Genomic DNA, 17,782 nt, shown 5'->3' on the forward strand with positions numbered 1-17,782 from the left:
AAACCTTTGCTTGGCAATTATTTCACTCTTCTCCTGTTTCATACAGCTTCACAATAATTTGGTATTAGGAGTTAGAAGTTAGGAATTTTAACTCATCAATCATCATTCCTAACTGCTAACTCGTTTTTTATGCTAGACAGGCGAGAAAATCTTGCTTGAGTTGGGCTGCATCAAGATTACGACCGATAAAAACTAGTTCGTTTTTGGGGGTTTCACTTGGTTTCCAAGGGCGATCGGGTTTGCCATCAAATATCATGTGTACTCCTTGAAACACAAATCGATTATCTTCTCCAGCAATATTTAAAATGCCTTTCATCCGAAAGATATCTGGCCCTTGGGTACGCAGTAACTCGGAAATCCAAGCGTTTAATTTTTCTCCATCGACTGCACCCGCTTCTACTAAAGCCACAGAAAAGACAGTTTCATCGTGTACATGGGCATCTTCGCCTAAGAAATCTGGATCAATTTCTAATGCGCGGTCTAAATCAAAGGCTTTTACACCTAATAAAGCATCCATTCCTAGTTCAGAATTTTGGGTACGGTAGATTTTTGCGATCGCATTCATCGCCCGAATCCGTTTTTCTAATTCATCCAACTCTTCTGGCGCTACTAAATCTGTTTTATTAAGTAAAATCACATCGGCAAAGGCAATCTGTTCTTGTGCTTCGTCTGCATCCCAGTGCTGCCAGATATGCTTGGCATCTACGACTGTTACCACCGCATCTAGAGACAGTTGGCTTTGCAAATCTTCATCCACAAAAAATGTCTGAATCACTGGTGCAGGATCGGCTAATCCAGTTGTTTCAATTACTAAATGGTCAAATTTATCGCGCCGCTTCATCAAATTGCCAATGATCCGGATTAAATCGCCGCGCACTGTACAACAGATACAGCCATTATTCATTTCAAATATTTCTTCATCTGCATCGATAATCAATTGATTATCAATACCCACTTCCCCAAATTCATTGACAATCACAGCAACTTTTTTGCCGTGTTCGTAGGTGAGGATGTGATTGAGTAGAGTCGTTTTACCTGCTCCCAAATAGCCTGTAAGAACAGTAACGGGAACTGAATTGTTGATTACGTCAGCCACCATACTCTAAATTCCCCTTATCTCACTTTGTGGATAATCATTATCACATATCATAAATCTTTTTATATTTTTGTGCTAACTTGCTGTTATTTTGAGTTTCAGTAAAATCATCACATAACTTAATCAAAGAACATTTTATTTTTACGCATCTGCTATAAGTAATAAATATTCACAATTCACAAATTGGCGTAGTCTGATCAGAATATTGCATACAAGCAAACCTACTGCTTTGGAGAACTCTTAGAGTAACCGCAGAAACTTCTACAGACTTCTCGGAGGTCGCAGGTTAGTACCTTGACAATGCCACATTCAGCTATGCTGTTTGTTCTTTGCGATTTCTATAAAAGATAAAAGCGGCAAAACTGATAAAGGCAATAGCTATAAATATCGAAAAATATTTCGTACTACTGCGGCTACTCAGATTAACTCTAGGGATGATAGTCCAGTAACTTTCATCAATGGCAACTCCTTGCTTTTCTAACCACGTTCTTACTTCTCCTTCTCCACCCTCAGTCACAAATCCACTCACCGTTACTGTTTCACTTTTTGGTTCTTTGTGAACATACTCTTCAATATCACCCTTATCTAATGAAATAATCAAATGAACCGGGGTATTTGACTGAGAATTCTCTCTCAATGCAATATAGACTCTAGGCATTCTAGCTCCCTTTTGTGTTACTAACACATTGGGATCTGGATAGCCTGAAATATTGGCGTAAAAACTGTGTTCAGCAATTTTGCCGGAAGTTAGTTGAGCGATGTTAATCGTACCAATATCTTTACCGAATGATTGCGCTAATGTAATATTCAGTACAACAAACCCGATAATTATTTTAATTATCGGCATGATCGCATTTTTTAGAAGTCGGTTATTTGTCAAATCATCAATTACATTCCACTTAGCAGAAAATTCTTTATCTGGATTTTGGCTTTGAACTCGATTGCGTAAATAAGTCACTAACGATATAACTGGAAGATTAAGGATCATTAAACTTACAGCTTGCCACTGCTTACCAAACATACTGATCTGCATTTCTCCCAAAAATTTCATTGGGCCAGTATAGTGAAAGTCCCAATATATTGTCAGTGCAAGATACGCACAATACGCTAGAGATAAATATTTGAATTTCTGATTGTTACTCATTTCTAAAATTTTGATTGCCGCTCACTTTCTAACCTAAAAGAGGTCAAAGCGAGATCCGTATTCAAACGGAAATAGGGGCAGATATAGCCTAAAAGGAGAGAGGTCAGAGTATATTGTATACAAACGAGAAACAGTCTATGATAATCATTATCATAAACCAGAAAATTATACTTTAATCAATAAGTGAGAATTTAATTTTCTGGAGAGAACAAAAAATCTTTAACTGCTTCTAAAACAACTGCTGGGTATTCTTCATGCAGTCCCAGAGAACCAGGAATTACAACGCTTCTTACTCCTGGTAAAGCTACCAAAGCGTTCATTTCTTCTCGTGATTTGGGGGGGCTAGATTCCCCAATTACTACCATGAGCGGTACGGTTAAAGACTGCACAAGTTCCAGAAAATCAGATTGTGCGTGTACAGCATCAAGATTACCAGTCACAAAGGCGGCAGATGCAAATCGCGCTCCTGGTTGTTGAGTCGTGTGCCACTTCTTCTCAATGAAACTGGGTGTAATTTTAGCCGCGTCAGTAAAGACATGACGACGGTACATAAAACTTAAGAAAGATTGGGTAGTGTTGAGTTTGTAGAGAGCTTGACCAAGTATAGGCGATCGCACCAATTCTCTCACCATGCCAGCTATTTGCTGACTTGCCCCCATTGTCGGCAAAGGGCCACGCCAAGTAGGAGCTAGCAAGACAATCCGTGAGAAAGCAGCAGGTTGTTTCACAGCTAATTGTAAAACGTAACTAGCAGCATGGCCAGCCGCGATCGCAGTAATGGGAGTATTAAAAATATCTTTAACAAAATCTTCCAGAAATTGCTGATATATTTCCGGTCGATAATTCAAACTAGGGCGAGAAGATTCTCCAAATCCAGGCCAGTCTACGCCTACAACTTGAAAATTGGGAGCTAGTAACCTGGCAAGTTCGCCCATTTCCAAACGTGTCGAAACAGTGCTGAAAGCTGGTAGTAGCAATAGCGGTGAACCTTTACCGAGGGTTTCATAAACAACGCGCAATTGCTGATTTTCCCAGTTCCAGAGATATTCTTGAACCACTCCACCAAAGCCAATAGCAGCAGAGGTAGATAATAGATTGGTTGACATGAGACTAAATTTATTATTAAGAGTTAGGAGTTAGGAGTTAGGAGTAAAGCAGGGCTATTTCATTTTCATCTACTCCGCCTGGGACTGCCTATGCAGCCGTGGGGTAGCCACTGTCAGCCCTATTTACTGGCTATTAACCAGCGTCCGATCTGAGATTTGAAAAGTCGTGTTTTTTGAGTCGTTCAATCTCAATGAAGATCATGAGCTTATCACCATCGTGCCAAGACCAGTCTAATTCGTCATCCGAATTAGCTGTAAATAGCGAAATCCACTCTACTCCCGGAGTTGGATCGTATGCAAGGCTACAATGCGATGGATATCCGAGAAGATAGTCATCACTCTGGTGTAAAGCATTCCGAAGCTCGTCATAAGATGCACATAGCTCATCTGTCTGAAATGGCCACTCGTCAACTTGATATTCGTCAAAGGGAAGATCGAATGTCTGTCTAAATGTGATTGTGCAGCTAGAGCCTCTTGCAACCGAATCAGGCGGTACAGTAGGAACAAGTTTTGTTATGTCTCTAAAGAATTCTGCATAAATATAGCCCGGATCTCCCCAAAAAAGCTCGCTTTCACCATCAGGGTCATCAGCTACGAAAAGGCTCAATAGTCCGCTCTCAGGCAAATCAGCATTAACTTGTGGAATTTCTGCAAAGTTAAACTGGCCAAGGAAGCGGTAAAATCCTAGATGGTGAGTTGGCCACTTGAACCTTTCTGGCAAATCAGGCGATCCACCATAATGACTTCCAGCCAAGTTAATCCCAGAGTCAGATCGCATAATTTCTATGGCGGTGCGGAGGACACGACATAAATAGTCTTGGTGTAATGCGATCGGTGTTCGCTCAAACATCTGCAAGAAGTTTGTTACGTCCATCTTTATTCAATCAGTTCTGAAATTGTCCAGATAATAGCTAAGGTCAGCCACAAATATCCTAAATCTCCTAATCAGCTTCGTGGCAAGGTTGACCTTTACACAAGACTTTGACAAAATAAGTTATGAAGCCTTGATGCATCGAGTACAACATACAAATGTTTTTGCTGAGGTAGAACCATAATTAGGGCTTGCTGAATAAGTCTTTAAAACAAATCTAGAAGCCACACAGCTTACAAAATGATTGTTTCATCGCTCAGTTTTCAAATTGACCCAGCAATCGCTAACCATTGTGCAAGGGTTTTGAGACTCTAGATGTTATGATCTTGCACTTGTTTGTTGGAAAAACGCTTAAAACCCTTATCTGGTCTATATTACACTTCTATTCAGCAAGCCCTAATTATTTGCACTTATCTGTTTAGTTAGGTACGTCTAACTTACATTCCAATGCTTTTTTTTGCATGGTTTTAAAAATATTGTAAAACCCATTAGCACGGGAAGGTGTCAGACTAACATTTAAACCTGTTTCTTGAATAAAATCTGGAGTAAGTTGGACAATTTCGGTTGGCGTTAGTTCATGTAATCCTTCAACCAAAAGCCCCACTAATCCTTTCGTTAACTGAGAATCGGAATCGCCCTGAAACACAACTTTCCCGTCATCCAAGGCTGCTGTGATATAAACTTGAGACACGCAACCAGGAACTTTGTTTTCGGGTAATTTATCAGCTTCTGGGAACTCATTGAGCTTCTGAGCATACCAGATTAGCTGTTCGTAGCGTCGCTTCGGTTCGGAAGCGCGTTGAAAGCGCTGGACAATTTTAGCGAGCGCAGGTGGCAAAGAATCTAGAGTTGAGGACATAACAGAAGCTGCAAATGATCGGTATCACCTTGAGTGTAGATTATCTTTCGAGCAATGCCTACGGCGGGCTGCGCCTACGCGCCTCCGCTTTACCTTCGCATCTGGAGCTAGCCAATTGACTATAACTTGTCAAATCCAGATAATTACTGCGATCGCATTCACATCGACCAGGTTTTTTAATGCGCCTAATCACAAAAACTTAATTTTTTTATAAACAAGTTTTAACAGTAACCTATAGAAATATAGCTGTATCAGTATATACTTTCTACTATTACATAAGTATCCTGAATACGTGAAATTGTACTATTACGTAAGTATCCTGAATGCGTGAAATTTATCCTAAATTAAAGAGTTTAAGACCCCAACCATTACACGTAGCGCTCCGGCAAAGCCACAGAAACTCCGCTCAGTTACCCTGCGGGGATGTTGCTATCGGGGTTTAAATAAGAGTCTGTTGGCTATAGCGTGCCGTAGCCAAAATGTCTTTAATGCAAGAATGCGTGAATGCGTGAATTGTTAAGTGTCGTTTGATTTGACTGAAATCCACATTTTCTGGAGGTTGGGCTGTTTGCACGCACTTACAAAATTAGCTGCAAGTAGATTTTAACTAAGCAGCTAGATAATAATCAACAATTAAAAATTAAAAATCAAAAAAAATTCTGATTTTTAATTTTTAATTTCTCTCCCTTAGGGATTAATTTGTAGTTTGTGCAGCTAACATCTGCTTCAGCTTTTCTAATTCCGAAGCCCAACGAGGATCTGGACGAATAGCGTCTGAATCGGTAGTTGTGGTGGTGCTTTCACGAGAACCTCCACCTCCGCCACCGCCACGACGAGGCTTCTTAGAGCTTTTCTCGCGACGGCTACCTTCTTTGTTAGGGCTAGGAATGGGGGTACTACTAGCAAGAGTAACTGGTTTAGGAGCTTGCTCCTCACCCTCATCACCCTTTGTACGAGGTAATGCCTTCTCTAGCTTAATGGGAGTGTCTTTGAACATCTGACCATTATATTTTTCAATAATTTCGTCAGCTTGTTCGTCGTTGTTGACTGTAAGAAAACCGAAACCACGGCATTTGCCAGTTTTGCGGTCTTTAATTAATTTAGTAGTTACAGCATCACCTTCTGCTGCAAAAACTGCTTGCAGATCTTGACGATCTATTTCATCTTTAGGCAAATTACCTATATATAGGCGAACGGACATGAACTATACCTCCAGAGTTGAATGAACATGGCAAGGCGAGAAAACAATTACTTGGCTTTGGCTTTTAATTAAATAGATGCTATTGACCAAGACTGCCATCAACCATTTTTTTTGCTCGAAACTGTCAACCTATACAACAATACAGTTTTTCGTCGGGATCAAGCTTGTTTAATCCAAAGGCTCACACTATAGTGAGCTAATAACACCTTAATTCTAAGAATTGTAAATTTAATAGTCTAGTGCCTGCTAAAGTACACGCTTTCTCCCATGCCCTTTTTCGCAGAATCAATACCATTCCTTACATTACCACGGTATTTTCTACGTAGCTAGTTTAGCGCATACATTTCCGACCTTAGTTATGAATGCATCGTAACATAAAACACATTTTTTTATGCAAGGGAGCATATTTTGAAACAAAAACCAGCCAGTGGCTGGTTAATTTGCTGCTGTGTTGGCAGGGTAAAAGGTATGGAGCGAGGGAAAAGCATCCGAATTCACAACTAAGCTGTGGTGCTGAGTCATGTCGGCTGTTATTGTTTGTGTGAATAAATGTAACACTTGTAAAGAAAACCTGCAACTTTTGTTTACATTCCGATTTGCTCAATGCCCTGTTTGCCCTGTTTGCCCAATAACTAACCAGTAAGAAAAACGTATGCGCCCCAAGCCTGGGCTGCAACTGCCAAAAAAATAGACCAAATGGGATGAGGGCTATGAATGGTTTTACCACTTTGAGCTTCCAGGGTTTGGATATCGATCCAAGGTGTTGCTCCTCGCCGGAACCAACCTGTAACGATAATTTGCCGACCGATCAGATCCTGGTGATTAACTGACTGCCCTAGCCAAGAAATGTGGTGTAATTTCACCAAGCCTGCGCTTGATTGTAAGATTAAATCTTGCGCTAGGGAGTTGCTAGTGCCTTGACGACCTAATAATTTTCCTACAATACGCACGCTGATGCTGTCAATGGGTAAGGCAGAAGGGTCAGCTAACAGGGTGGGTAGGTAGTCGTCAGTTTGCAGGGTGGCAGGTTTAATATCGGGGAAGAAAGAGTTAATCCGCATCACTGTCCCGATGCTAAAGCCAATCAGAAGGCAGCCTGTAATGAAAGACCAATCTTCATATATCCACTTTAGATTTAAAAACTTCAGTGCGAATGCTAGTTGCCAAGTTAGCCAGACCAAAGCTGCAAACAGAACCCCTAGAGGAATTCCCAACCAGGGAGCGATTTGTAATAAAAAAGACTGACGCTTAACCTTTGATGGAACGCTTGCAAAATGTAGTTCGGTATCTAGATGCCAGTGACGGGCTATTTGGCAGAGGCGTTCGATGCGATCGCCCATTAAGGGATGGCTATTATTAATTGTAAACCATTGGCGATAGGGATTAGCATTATCCCATTTTAAAAAGGATTCAAAAGATAGATTGCTGGCAATAGTACCTAAAGAAAGACTCTGTTGATGGCTGACTGGTGTCAGGAGATTTAAGCTTTCCAGTTGCCAACTGGTGTGTTCTTGTTTTTGGATATCAGCTGCAATGCCAATAGCAATTTTGAGTAAAGCGCGAATCAGGGCATTGGGATTACCAGTAATTTCAGCAGCGACGCGATCGCTATAATAAAGCCGCAACCTCGATAACCACAATGCAGTCCCAGTCAGCAAAGACCAAACTCCATAAATTAGACTAGCCAAAATTGTCACCGGCGATCGCCAAATTTTCCCTGAGATTTTGTCTCCCAACCCCGACACTTGCTGATATAGCTTATAAGTTGGTAATGTCACCAGCAGCAACAAAGACATCACAGCAAAATCCCAGTGAGCAATATGCCCTAACTGCGTGGCGTAGATAATGGCGATTTCATCATCTGCTAGTTGTTCTAATAGCCCTTGACTCACAACAATCCTGGCATTACGTGGTAAACTACCATAGGTCAGGATGATTGGTGCAGCTATTGGCAAAATCCGCAGTTTGGGTAACGGCCAGTGCCGTTGTTGGCAGCAACGTTGTAACACCCGGACGGCTTCGCGACTATGAGCATTCAATACATCTTTGGAAAATTCTCGCTGACCATACAAGTTCGCCAGTAGCAGATCCAGCAACCAAGGTGATATTGCAATCAAAATCACCAATACTATTAGCAACAATTTAGTAGGGTCGCGGTATAAAAGCTGCAACGGCTCCAAATAGGGTAGTTTGACTAAAGTCTGATTGATAAATCCCATTGCTAACTTGAGGATTTCTCGGATCACCCAAAACAGGGCGATGAATGTTCCTGCTGAGAGTAGCCGCAAAGGAATTAATTTTGGTTTACGTAGGGGTTGCCATGCTTTGGCGCGTTGTGCTTGCCGCCAATAAATAACGCCGAATAATTTGGCTTGGGTGCGGGTAACAGAACCCATGAAGCCGTTTAGGGGCGCAGCAGGTGGTAGTGGTGTCGCTACGGTAGCTTTGAGTCTAACTAGTGGCACCATCGGCGGGGTGTCGTCGCTCTTGGTTTCTATTACTTGATCATTTGGTTCCTCTAATGTCGGAGTTTCCGGGGGAGTAACTGGGGGAGTAACTGGGGTTGAATTATCAAAGGCAACAAATCCAGTTTCGACATTTTTTGATTCTTGATCAGGTTTTTTACGTTTTGTCAGGTGTTCGAGAGCGCGTGTTGCCCACTCTTGAACTTGCAGATTGTTACTCTCAATGAGATTCTGGGAAATAGCGATCGCTTTGGGAACTTCGCCACTGCGAGCATAAGCCATCACTAAACCAACCTGGGCTTGTAAGCTAGCAGTCGCATTGCTTTGGCTCTTAGCAATCGGTTCTAGTTGAGCGATCGCTGTTTGGTAATTTCCCTGCTTGAGGGCAACTAAACCAGCCTCCAAAGACGATTTGGCATGTGAAGGCATACAAATTCTGGCACTCCAATCTCTTCTAGGTGATCCACGTTTGTGCAAAAGCGCGAACCTCGGATGCCGTGGAACTCAACCGCGCTCAAGTTTTGCTTGTCAACCAATGCAAGGATTTTGAATTTTGGATTTTGGATTGACCCTGATCACAAGGTTACTTGGGTCAAGGATTTTAAATTGAGGATTTTGGATTTGCTCCGCCCACTAGGGGGAGCCACTGCGGTGGACGGGTTCCCCGGCATAAAGCAAGTGGCATCGAGGCTTCAACCAAAAAATCTAAAATCTAAAATTCCTAGTCAAGTGAATTATTCCTCCAGTGGTTGTTGACTAGAAAATACTGGAGCGATCGCGCTTAATTTTAACTCTGGATGGTCGCCCAATAACTGTTGACAATTCCATTCATTGCGGAATAGCAACACTGGCCGTCCCATACTGTCTTTAACTGTAGTGGTATTGAATATTCGTCCCACTTTTTCTAATGCTTCCCAACCACCCTCAACCCAACGGGCGACAGTGTAGGGCAATACCTCTAGTAGGGTTTCTACACCATACTCATTTTGTAAGCGAAACTGCACCACCTCGAATTGCAACTGACCCACCGCCGCCAAAATTGGATCGCGCTTGGCTTCATCAGTTGAATACATAATTTGTACAGCACCTTCTTCGCGCAATTCCGCAACGCCTTTTTGGAATTGTTTAGACTTCGAGGGGTTGGGATTCCTGAGCGTCGCAAACAGTTCCGGCGAAAAATACGGAATCCCCTCATATTCGAGCTTTTGTCCCGTGTAAATTGTATCCCCGATCGCAAAAACACCGGGATTGTTCAAACCGATCACATCCCCAGGGTAAGCCACATCAATCGATTCCCGCTCTTGGGCAAAGAGTTTTTGCGGGCGAGACAGACGGATGAGTTTACCAATGCGAGCGTGATTCACCATCATATCTTTTTCAAACTTACCAGTGCAAACCCGGATAAATGCGACGCGATCGCGGTGTTTCGGGTCCATGTTCGCTTGCAGTTTGAAGACAAACCCCGAAAATTCCGGGTATGTAGGGGGAACTTCGCCAACACTGCTGTAGTGAGAACCGGGTTTGAGGGCATAGTCAAGGAAGTACTTGAGGAATAACTCTACACCAAAGTTAGTCATGGCGCTACCAAAGAACACAGGAGTCATTTTGCCTTCGTGTACCAACTGCAAATCTAGCTCTGGCCCAACTCCTTCTAACAGTTCCAGATCATTTTTCAGTTGGTAGTACAGGCTTTGTTCTAGCTGTTCTTCTATTCTCGGATCACCTAATTCGACTATCGTATCACGGGCTTCTCGGCTGCCGTGGGCGCTGCGTTCAAACAGGTGAATTTGTTGCTTGTGCCGATCAAAAACACCTTTAAAGCGATCGCCCATACCGATTGGCCAATTAACCGCATAGGTTTGCAATCCCAATTCTTGCTCAATTTCATCCAACAGTTCCAGAGGTTCTCTGCCTGGGCGATCGAGCTTGTTGATAAATGTAAAGATCGGGATACCCCGCAACTTACACACTTCAAACAATTTGCGGGTTTGGGGTTCCAAACCTTTTGCCGCATCAATCAGCATCACGGCATTATCGGCGGCGGCGAGGGTACGATAAGTATCTTCACTGAAGTCTTGGTGTCCGGGAGTGTCTAATAAATTTATTTGACATTTCCGGTATTCAAATTGCAACACAGTGGAGGTAATGGAAATACCCCGTTGTTGTTCCATCGCCATCCAGTCAGAGGTAGCCTTACGCTGTGCCCGCCGCGCCTTAACCGCCCCAGCTTCGTGAATTGCACCTCCGTACAAGAGTAGCTTTTCTGTTAGTGTAGTTTTACCCGCGTCCGGGTGAGATATAATCGCAAAGTTGCGGCGAAGTTCAACCGCTTCAATAAGTTCAGACTCAAGTTCAGTAGACATAAGTGTATTTGTTTGTTAGCTAACTTAATTTTTTTGGACTCTGGCAAGTCTTTTAATCTTAAGACAACGATGCTCGTGATAGGGTCGTAATATAACTAACAATCTGACTAAATAGGAGAAAGCAATGTACGACACAGACAAGCGAAAGCTTCTATCTGCTCTGTCGCATGGAGCGATTTTTTTCAGCACAACGGTGATATCTGTAGGTATACCTATTGCCATACTGCTCGTATCTGATGATCCTGTTGTTAAAGAAAACGCCAGAGAATCGATCAATTTCCACTTTAATGTCTGGCTTTATGGAAGCATTCTGGCAGCACTGTTTTTTCTATTCGGTTGGTTGGTGCTACCACTATTATTGTTGGGGCCACTAGCCGGTCTGGGATATCTATTGCACTGGGGATTAACTATTTGGGCGCTTATCGGCGTTTTCAATAATCCTGATATACCCTTTCGTTATCCCTATATTTTCCGAGTTTTCTAATACAAATTATATGAGGATTGGGCATGGGGCATGGGGCATGGGGCATGGGGCATTGCTAATTGTCGGTTATTTTTTATTAAGCTGTTATGCCTTTGATTTGCACACACCCAATCGCCACATTTTTTGCCAACAGACGGTCTTACCATTTTGAATGAGTGAATTTTGAATTGCTTCGTATGTTGTTTTTTTTCCAGTCCGTCGGATAGGTGCAAGCAAGCTGTAGAATACAAAATTGCCCCACAACTTGATTAAGAGTAGGGCAAGGGACAGTTAAGCACTGTTTGTAGTCTGTCCGACGGCAGGAAAATTTTAGCCTGCTTTTGTGACGCTTTATTTTGTGTCCATTTGCGTTGTTTTTCTTCATAAAATTTTATGTTTCCTATACATCGCCCCCGTCGTCTGCGTACTCATCCTCAACTGCGCCGGATGGTTCGTGAAACTGTTTTGACAACAAGCGATTTAATCTACCCATTATTTGCCGTACCAGGTGAGGGAATCGCTAATGAGGTAAAGTCAATGCCCGGAGTCTACCAACTTTCGGTAGATAAAATTGTCGAAGAAGCAAAAGAAGTTTATGACTTAGGAATTCCTTCAATTATTCTATTTGGGATTCCGGCTGATAAAGATGTGGATGCCACTGGCGCTTGGCATGATTGCGGTATCGTCCAAAAAGCTGCGACTGCGGTAAAAACAGCAGTGCCAAATTTGATTGTAATTGCTGATACTTGTTTGTGTGAGTACACCAGCCACGGTCATTGTGGTTATCTACAAGTTGGTGATTTGACGGGACGAGTTTTAAATGACCCAACGCTGGAATTGCTGAAGAAAACAGCAGTTTCTCAAGCAAAAGCTGGTGCTGATATCATCGCGCCTTCGGGAATGATGGATGGCTTTGTGCAGGCAATTCGCGTGGGTTTGGATGAAGCCGGATTTCAAGACACGCCGATTATGTCTTATGCTGCTAAGTATGCTTCGGGTTATTATGGCCCATTTCGGGATGCAGCAGACTCGACACCACAATTTGGGGACAGAAGAACTTATCAAATGGACCCAGGTAATGCCCGCGAAGCCCTTAAAGAGATTGAATTGGATATCGCTGAAGGGGCTGATATGCTCATGGTTAAGCCAGCCTTGGCATACATGGATATTATCTGGCGGGTGAAGGAAGCGAGTAACTTACCAGTTGCGGCTTACAATGTTTCTGGTGAGTATGCGATGGTGAAAGCTGCGGCTCTCAATGGTTGGATTGATGAGGAGCGGGTAGTTTTGGAAACTTTAACTGGGTTTAAACGCGCTGGGGCAGATTTGATTTTGACTTATCATGCCAAAGATGCGGCACGATGGTTAAAGTAGGGTGTGCGATTGAGTAAGTATTTAAGAAATCTCACGCAGAGGCGCAAAGACGCAGAATTGTGTTTTGGTGTCTGGGCGTGAGATTGCTATATTTTGCCTTGGGCTAGTGCGAAATTGAAATAAAATTTAACTAATCCGCGTTATACTTGTCATACGTGTATTACGAGTATGACAAAACTATGCTCAGTGTCAGACTAGACGAAGAAACAGAAAGCCAGCTAGCCGATATCTTGGCTCATGAGCAAACTGACAAGAGTGAGTTGATCCGACGCTTGATTGCTGAACGGTGGCTAACCTTACAAGCGGGTAAAACTTTGGTTGAGAGGCGGGGTGGACACCCTGAACATCTGCTGCAAGATGCACCAACGGATTTATCGGAACGCTCAAATCGAAAGAAAGCGATCGCTCAATATCTCAACAAGCGGCATTCATGACCTACTATCCGCTTATACTCGCGGATAGCGGCTTTTTGTTTGCGTACTACAGCGCCAGAGATCAGTATCATCAACAGGTGCGTCGCTTCTTTGAGAACTGCACTTCTAGGCTAGTGACTACGCCCATTTGTATTGCAGAAGTAGTGTGGTTGCTCAACTTTGATTGGCGCACACAAAATGAGTTTCTTCTAGATGTTGCTAAACAACTCTACGAGTGTGAGCAAATATTACCGCAAGATTTTTCGCGCATTGCTGAGTTGAATACTCAGTACAGAGATTTACCAGGGGATTTTGCAGATTTATCCTTAATCGTCATTTCAGAGCGTTTGGATATTGCTGCGATCGCTACTTTGGACAGTGATTTTAATATTTATCGGCGTTATTGCAAAAAGCCTTTTGAGCGGGTGTTTTAGGGATGCGATCGCAAGCGTTACACAGTTAACATCAAAATATGAAAAAGAAGGTTGTCAATTATGGATTTTGTGATCAAAGTGATGCCCGAAGGTGAACTAGAACTACCAGATGAAATAAAAGCACAACTTCGTCCTGGTGATGAATACGAGGTTTCTCTGATACAAGACTCTATTGTTTTAAAAAAAATACAGAAAGATTTAGACATAAAAGAATGGTTTCGGCGAATTGAGGAATTAAGCCCTGACCCCAATCAGCCGACTCTTGAAAAAATTAGCAAGATGGTAAAGGAAGTGCAACGGGAGCAACTATAATTTTTTCACCGGACACCACTAGCTAAGATTCCTAAAATTTTATTGACATCTTTAAGATAATATTCACTTAAGTCAATCTGGATAGATTGACCTTCTAATTTTAAAAATTGCCAAATACTTCCAGTTGTGACAGTTCCATAAATTATCAAATTTTCATTACCGGCGCGTTCGTTAAATATTCTGGCTGCTAACATTTCGGCTACACATTGTCCTAAACCAGCAGGAATATTTTCTTTTTTAGCTTCCACAATAATAATGACTGGTGCAGTGATAATTAGTCTTTCTGGAGAACGGGTAATTATAAAATCACAGATTCCATTTAAACCTTGTGCCGCATCAACATTGAATTCAACACCAGAGAACAAATTTATCTGGTCATTTAATTGTCGTCTCAAATCTAGTAAAATTGGAGAAATAATCATCTCTGAGCGAGCTTTTTCACTATTACTAGCAATAGCTATAGGTAAATTATATTGAAGAATTTCTTTTAATAAATCACTGCATTCTATATCAGGTGTATTAGCAAAAATATCAGTTCTTTCAATAGTATTTATTTGAAAATTATGTTTAACTTTCTCTAAAGTGAAATCACTATATGCCATATCAGAAGACACCTTCAGACAACAACGCTAAGACTTAATCTAAGAAATAACGACTTAAAAAATCTTGCGGAGTTAAAATTGGAATTCCGTTGAATTCTATCAACACCAATAAATCTAAATCTCCAGTAACAATTGCTTCCGCATTTGCCGCAACAGCCGCAGCCAAAACTACAGTATCTTTTGGATCGCGTAATTGAGGAGCATCTACAGAGATAGTTGGACAATCATTTGATAAACCCTTGACTACAGAAATCAAATTTTCAACCGTATAACCTCTTTGTTGTAGTCGTAGTTGAAATTTATCACGTTTTAAAGTTGTTTCTAGTTCTAATAATAAAAATTCAGAAGCAAATATATTAATTTGTTGATTTCTTGCTAAACGCAAGGTTTTACCAGGAACACCTCCCCACAACAAGGCTGAAATCCAAACATTTACATCAAGGATAACTCTCATGGATTAGACCATAACTCTTGTCTGACATCCTTAACAATTTCACTAATTTCTTCTAGCGTGGGTTGATTTGGATCGGGTTCTAATTGTTCAAGACTTTGTAAAAAATCATCTAAATCTACATTTGGCTGAGTAATTTTTTCTAAAACAATACAATTTTCCTTTACAATTACTCTGTATTCATCACCAGGTATCAGTTGAGATTCAATTTCTGCTGGGAGATTTATTTGCTTTTCATCAGTGACTCTGATAATTGGATCTGTCTGCATAAATTTACTCCTTTATTGCATTATTAATGAATACCTAAATCAGCCCAAAGTTCTTGTCTAACTTCTTTGACTATTTGACTGATTTCTTCAAGCGTTGGTTGATTTGGATCTGAACCAGCCTCTTTCACTTGTTTTCTTAATTCTTTTAGTGTTAATCGTTGATAAGTTTTTTTGAAAACTATCTGATCTTCTGTAACCGAGACTTCATACTCAGTAGAGGGCTGAAGCTGTGCTAACACTTCTGGAGGAATTTCTAGCTTTCCATCAGCCGTTACTTTGGCAATAATAGCTGTGTTCATAATTTTCATATTTGAGTCTAATTCGATTTTATCTTTTTATTTATGCCATTTAGCTGGGACGTAGACAATAATTGCTTGTAATTAGGCAATATATACTTTTTCTCCTGACTTATCTTCTACGAGGAAGCGCGAGAACGAGAAAATCAGGGTTTGCCGAGGGAGTTCGTTGCAAAAACAGAAACCAGAACCGTAAACTTTGATCGCACCCATAAAATCAATATAAAGTTTCAGCAATATCCCTGATGACAATTAAATAATTTATTAATATTAGGGACTGGGTTCGGCAGGAATAGGGTTGTTAATAATCACAGATTGAGGCTAAAAATGATGGGGAGTGTAAAGTCTCAGTGGGTTTTTTGGTGCTTTCTAACAAAATTTACCCGTAACAGTTTAACTTTGCTGCTGAGTATGGTTTTGCTATCTGATGCAGTGGGGGCAACACCGAGAGGTACACCGTTGCAGATAGCACAACAGCCAGGAACAACGTCACAAGATGCAACTCGCGCTACTGCAAAACCGATTTGATTTCTCAAGAAGCTTTACCCATATACCGTGCAGTGGCAGACAGGGGAGGAGAAGCCAATAGCCCAGACAGCAACCGTGCTGCGGCTGAAAAAGCAGAAGCAGAAGCCGGACAATTAGGCAAACAGGATGCACCCTTATTAAGCCAAGTCATTCCTAAATGGGAAGAAGCTCTAAAATATTGGCGTTTGGCAAAAGATCGCAAACAAGAAGCCAAAGCTCTCGATCACATTGCTAAATTATATTGGGTTCGGGGAGAATATCCCAAAGCTTTGGAATATGCTCAGAAAGCGTTGCCTATTTGTCAAGCAGGCGATCGCGACTGTGAGGGAGCAGCCACTGGTTCACTTTCTTTGATCTACAAGCAAATGGGAGAATATCAAAAGGCGATCGATATGAGCCTGAAACTTCCATCACTGTTTCCTGAAACTCTCGACTTGCCACCTACTGTTTTTTGGACAATTGGACAGATTTATAGTCAAAATTTAGGGGAAAAACAGAAAGCACTTGATTATTACAACAAAGCTTTGGATTACTGGAAAGGAAAAGGTGATGTTGTCGAACAAGCTCAAATACTCGATTACATAGCTTTGACTTACGCAATCTCCTTCGGTGAAATCAACCAAAGCTTTGATTACATCAAGCAAGCTAATACTCTCGATCCAGAATTGAAGAGATATAAAAGCACATCTAAGTATGGTCTGATTTACGGCGCGTTACAAGGCTCAACTTGTTCTGATAAATTAGCATTATTAAAAAAGCCTCCCAAGATTGAGCAATCAGAGAGTTCATCGAACCAATCAGCAAGCACTAATTCTGACGCAGCTACCAACAATCTTATAGAAAAATGGAACAAAACAGTTCAAAAATATCACAGGCAAGAGATTCTTCGCGGTGAGGTGGAGTTTCTAGAAATGCTTGGTGGTTTAGGATACGGCACAATTGGGGAATATCAAAAAGCCCTTGAAGTTTATAAACAAGCACTAGAACTGAGGCAAATGATGGGTGGTAAGCCCGACGAAGCAAGCACACTTACCGATATTGCTGATATTCTAAACCGGCAAGGGGAAAAACAAGAAGCAATTAATGCCCTCAATCAAGCCTTAAACATTCAACGTCAGATTAAAACTCGTCCAGCAGAAGCAACTACTTTGTTGACTCTCGGTGATGTTTACTTCTCTTTAGGGGCATATCCTGAGAGTTTAAATGTTTATAAGCAAGCATTAGACCTCTGGCAAATTATTGGCGATCGCAGCCATGAAAGTGATACTCTGAGGAAGATCGCTGATGTCTATCGCAAGTCGCAAACATACCCACAAGCTCTGAATTATTATCAGCAAGCCTTGTCTGTATCCAAAAATACGGGAAACTGTAAGGACGAAGCCTTTTTACTAGCGCGTATTAGTCGAAATTACCTGGCTTCGGGAGATTATCAACAAGCAATTAGTGTTGGCAATCAGGCTATAGCTTTATCTCATAATTTAGAGGGTGTTTATAAAATAATTCTTAAGCAGGTGAGCTACTATGATTACGAGCTA

Annotated in this window: 19 protein-coding genes; 7 read left to right on the forward strand and 12 right to left on the reverse strand. The window is 41.5% G+C overall.

Translation table 11 applies throughout. The features are described 5' to 3' along the window. Nucleotides 1-127: 127 nt before the first annotated feature. The 8 genes from HWQ23_RS07010 to prfC all read right to left on the reverse strand — a co-directional run bounded on the left by HWQ23_RS07010 (nucleotide 128) and on the right by prfC (nucleotide 11,105). Nucleotides 128-1,099: a CobW family GTP-binding protein gene (locus tag HWQ23_RS07010; protein WP_292825502.1), complete on the reverse strand. Its 972-nt coding sequence runs from the start codon at nucleotides 1,097-1,099 to the stop codon at nucleotides 128-130. Nucleotides 1,100-1,409: 310 nt separating this feature from the next. Beyond that, on the reverse strand, nucleotides 1,410-2,147 hold the full coding sequence (locus HWQ23_RS07015) for a hypothetical protein (RefSeq protein WP_292825504.1): 738 nt from the start codon (nucleotides 2,145-2,147) through the stop codon (nucleotides 1,410-1,412). Between the two features lie 284 nt (nucleotides 2,148-2,431). Then, nucleotides 2,432-3,346, reverse strand: coding sequence for an alpha/beta fold hydrolase (locus HWQ23_RS07020; RefSeq protein ID WP_292825506.1), 915 nt, complete (start codon nucleotides 3,344-3,346; stop codon nucleotides 2,432-2,434). 133 nt (nucleotides 3,347-3,479) lie between these two features. Further along, the gene (locus HWQ23_RS07025; RefSeq protein ID WP_292825508.1) at nucleotides 3,480-4,220 is read right to left on the reverse strand and encodes a DUF1963 domain-containing protein; all 741 of its coding nucleotides are present in this window, start codon (nucleotides 4,218-4,220) and stop codon (nucleotides 3,480-3,482) included. Between the two features lie 415 nt (nucleotides 4,221-4,635). After that, nucleotides 4,636-5,076: a SufE family protein gene (locus tag HWQ23_RS07030; RefSeq protein WP_292825510.1), complete on the reverse strand. Its 441-nt coding sequence runs from the start codon at nucleotides 5,074-5,076 to the stop codon at nucleotides 4,636-4,638. 694 nt (nucleotides 5,077-5,770) lie between these two features. Beyond that, nucleotides 5,771-6,277 carry an RNA recognition motif domain-containing protein gene (locus tag HWQ23_RS07035; RefSeq protein ID WP_292825512.1) on the reverse strand — a complete coding sequence of 169 codons (507 nt, stop codon included), beginning with the start codon at nucleotides 6,275-6,277 and terminating at the stop codon, nucleotides 5,771-5,773. A gap of 632 nt (nucleotides 6,278-6,909) precedes the next feature. Then, the gene (locus tag HWQ23_RS07040; protein WP_292825515.1) at nucleotides 6,910-9,171 is read right to left on the reverse strand and encodes a zinc metalloprotease HtpX; all 2,262 of its coding nucleotides are present in this window, start codon (nucleotides 9,169-9,171) and stop codon (nucleotides 6,910-6,912) included. A 305-nt stretch (nucleotides 9,172-9,476) separates the two neighbouring features. Beyond that, nucleotides 9,477-11,105, reverse strand: a complete 1,629-nt coding sequence (prfC, locus tag HWQ23_RS07045; protein ID WP_292825518.1) for a peptide chain release factor 3 — start codon at nucleotides 11,103-11,105, stop codon at nucleotides 9,477-9,479. 124 nt (nucleotides 11,106-11,229) lie between these two features. Between prfC and HWQ23_RS07050 the strand changes: the two genes are divergently transcribed. From HWQ23_RS07050 to HWQ23_RS07070, 5 genes are all read left to right on the forward strand, one after another. After that, entirely contained in the window at nucleotides 11,230-11,589 is a 360-nt protein-coding gene (locus HWQ23_RS07050) for a DUF4870 domain-containing protein (protein WP_292825520.1), read from the forward strand. Between the two features lie 372 nt (nucleotides 11,590-11,961). Then, nucleotides 11,962-12,942 carry a porphobilinogen synthase gene (hemB, locus tag HWQ23_RS07055; protein WP_292825522.1) on the forward strand — a complete coding sequence of 327 codons (981 nt, stop codon included), beginning with the start codon at nucleotides 11,962-11,964 and terminating at the stop codon, nucleotides 12,940-12,942. A gap of 179 nt (nucleotides 12,943-13,121) precedes the next feature. Continuing rightward, nucleotides 13,122-13,376 (forward strand): hypothetical protein, encoded by a 255-nt coding sequence (locus tag HWQ23_RS07060; protein ID WP_292825525.1) that lies wholly within the window; start codon nucleotides 13,122-13,124, stop codon nucleotides 13,374-13,376. Then, a complete protein-coding gene (locus HWQ23_RS07065) occupies nucleotides 13,373-13,789 on the forward strand; it encodes a type II toxin-antitoxin system VapC family toxin (RefSeq protein WP_292825528.1) in 417 nt (138 codons plus the stop codon). Before HWQ23_RS07060 ends, HWQ23_RS07065 begins: the two co-directional genes overlap by 4 nt. 60 nt (nucleotides 13,790-13,849) lie before the next feature. After that, the gene (locus tag HWQ23_RS07070) at nucleotides 13,850-14,101 is read left to right on the forward strand and encodes a hypothetical protein (RefSeq protein WP_292825531.1); all 252 of its coding nucleotides are present in this window, start codon (nucleotides 13,850-13,852) and stop codon (nucleotides 14,099-14,101) included. A 5-nt stretch (nucleotides 14,102-14,106) separates the two neighbouring features. Here the strand turns inward: HWQ23_RS07070 and HWQ23_RS07075 are convergent, their stop codons facing one another. Genes HWQ23_RS07075 through HWQ23_RS07090 form a run of 4 tightly spaced genes read right to left on the reverse strand, consistent with a single transcriptional unit; the run spans nucleotide 14,107 to nucleotide 15,722 of the window. Continuing rightward, complete coding sequence (locus tag HWQ23_RS07075; protein ID WP_292825534.1) at nucleotides 14,107-14,703, reverse strand: hypothetical protein; 597 nt, start codon at nucleotides 14,701-14,703, stop codon at nucleotides 14,107-14,109. A gap of 34 nt (nucleotides 14,704-14,737) precedes the next feature. Then, nucleotides 14,738-15,157 (reverse strand): putative toxin-antitoxin system toxin component, PIN family, encoded by a 420-nt coding sequence (locus HWQ23_RS07080; RefSeq protein WP_292825536.1) that lies wholly within the window; start codon nucleotides 15,155-15,157, stop codon nucleotides 14,738-14,740. Next, nucleotides 15,154-15,423, reverse strand: coding sequence for a hypothetical protein (locus tag HWQ23_RS07085; RefSeq protein WP_292825539.1), 270 nt, complete (start codon nucleotides 15,421-15,423; stop codon nucleotides 15,154-15,156). The genes HWQ23_RS07080 and HWQ23_RS07085 overlap by 4 nt, the downstream gene beginning before the upstream one ends. A gap of 23 nt (nucleotides 15,424-15,446) precedes the next feature. Then, nucleotides 15,447-15,722, reverse strand: a complete 276-nt coding sequence (locus HWQ23_RS07090; RefSeq protein WP_292825542.1) for an AbrB/MazE/SpoVT family DNA-binding domain-containing protein — start codon at nucleotides 15,720-15,722, stop codon at nucleotides 15,447-15,449. A gap of 324 nt (nucleotides 15,723-16,046) precedes the next feature. Between HWQ23_RS07090 and HWQ23_RS07095 the strand changes: the two genes are divergently transcribed. After that, complete coding sequence (locus tag HWQ23_RS07095; protein WP_292825545.1) at nucleotides 16,047-16,247, forward strand: hypothetical protein; 201 nt, start codon at nucleotides 16,047-16,049, stop codon at nucleotides 16,245-16,247. Further along, a partial coding sequence (locus HWQ23_RS07100; protein WP_292825548.1) for a tetratricopeptide repeat protein occupies nucleotides 16,244-17,782 on the forward strand: 1,539 nt, incomplete at its 3' end. The genes HWQ23_RS07095 and HWQ23_RS07100, both read left to right, overlap by 4 nt.

This window comes from Nostoc sp. JL33, assembly GCF_017114985.1.
GTDB lineage: Bacteria > Cyanobacteriota > Cyanobacteriia > Cyanobacteriales > Nostocaceae > Nostoc.

What these genes read in the sequence shown, in the direction of transcription:
- HWQ23_RS07010 (WP_292825502.1), bottom strand. Translation starts at nt 1,099, where the DNA reads ATGGTGGCTGACGTAATCAACAATTCAGTTCCCGTTACTGTTCTTACA.
- HWQ23_RS07015 (WP_292825504.1), bottom strand. Translation starts at nt 2,147, where the DNA reads ATGAAATTTTTGGGAGAAATGCAGATCAGTATGTTTGGTAAGCAGTGG.
- HWQ23_RS07020 (WP_292825506.1), bottom strand. Translation starts at nt 3,346, where the DNA reads ATGTCAACCAATCTATTATCTACCTCTGCTGCTATTGGCTTTGGTGGA.
- HWQ23_RS07025 (WP_292825508.1), bottom strand. Translation starts at nt 4,220, where the DNA reads ATGGACGTAACAAACTTCTTGCAGATGTTTGAGCGAACACCGATCGCA.
- HWQ23_RS07030 (WP_292825510.1), bottom strand. Translation starts at nt 5,076, where the DNA reads ATGTCCTCAACTCTAGATTCTTTGCCACCTGCGCTCGCTAAAATTGTC.
- HWQ23_RS07035 (WP_292825512.1), bottom strand. Translation starts at nt 6,277, where the DNA reads ATGTCCGTTCGCCTATATATAGGTAATTTGCCTAAAGATGAAATAGAT.
- HWQ23_RS07040 (WP_292825515.1), bottom strand. Translation starts at nt 9,171, where the DNA reads ATGCCTTCACATGCCAAATCGTCTTTGGAGGCTGGTTTAGTTGCCCTC.
- prfC (WP_292825518.1), bottom strand. Translation starts at nt 11,105, where the DNA reads ATGTCTACTGAACTTGAGTCTGAACTTATTGAAGCGGTTGAACTTCGC.
- HWQ23_RS07050 (WP_292825520.1), top strand. Translation starts at nt 11,230, where the DNA reads ATGTACGACACAGACAAGCGAAAGCTTCTATCTGCTCTGTCGCATGGA.
- hemB (WP_292825522.1), top strand. Translation starts at nt 11,962, where the DNA reads ATGTTTCCTATACATCGCCCCCGTCGTCTGCGTACTCATCCTCAACTG.
- HWQ23_RS07060 (WP_292825525.1), top strand. Translation starts at nt 13,122, where the DNA reads ATGCTCAGTGTCAGACTAGACGAAGAAACAGAAAGCCAGCTAGCCGAT.
- HWQ23_RS07065 (WP_292825528.1), top strand. Translation starts at nt 13,373, where the DNA reads ATGACCTACTATCCGCTTATACTCGCGGATAGCGGCTTTTTGTTTGCG.
- HWQ23_RS07070 (WP_292825531.1), top strand. Translation starts at nt 13,850, where the DNA reads ATGGATTTTGTGATCAAAGTGATGCCCGAAGGTGAACTAGAACTACCA.
- HWQ23_RS07075 (WP_292825534.1), bottom strand. Translation starts at nt 14,703, where the DNA reads ATGGCATATAGTGATTTCACTTTAGAGAAAGTTAAACATAATTTTCAA.
- HWQ23_RS07080 (WP_292825536.1), bottom strand. Translation starts at nt 15,157, where the DNA reads ATGAGAGTTATCCTTGATGTAAATGTTTGGATTTCAGCCTTGTTGTGG.
- HWQ23_RS07085 (WP_292825539.1), bottom strand. Translation starts at nt 15,423, where the DNA reads ATGCAGACAGATCCAATTATCAGAGTCACTGATGAAAAGCAAATAAAT.
- HWQ23_RS07090 (WP_292825542.1), bottom strand. Translation starts at nt 15,722, where the DNA reads ATGAACACAGCTATTATTGCCAAAGTAACGGCTGATGGAAAGCTAGAA.
- HWQ23_RS07095 (WP_292825545.1), top strand. Translation starts at nt 16,047, where the DNA reads ATGATGGGGAGTGTAAAGTCTCAGTGGGTTTTTTGGTGCTTTCTAACA.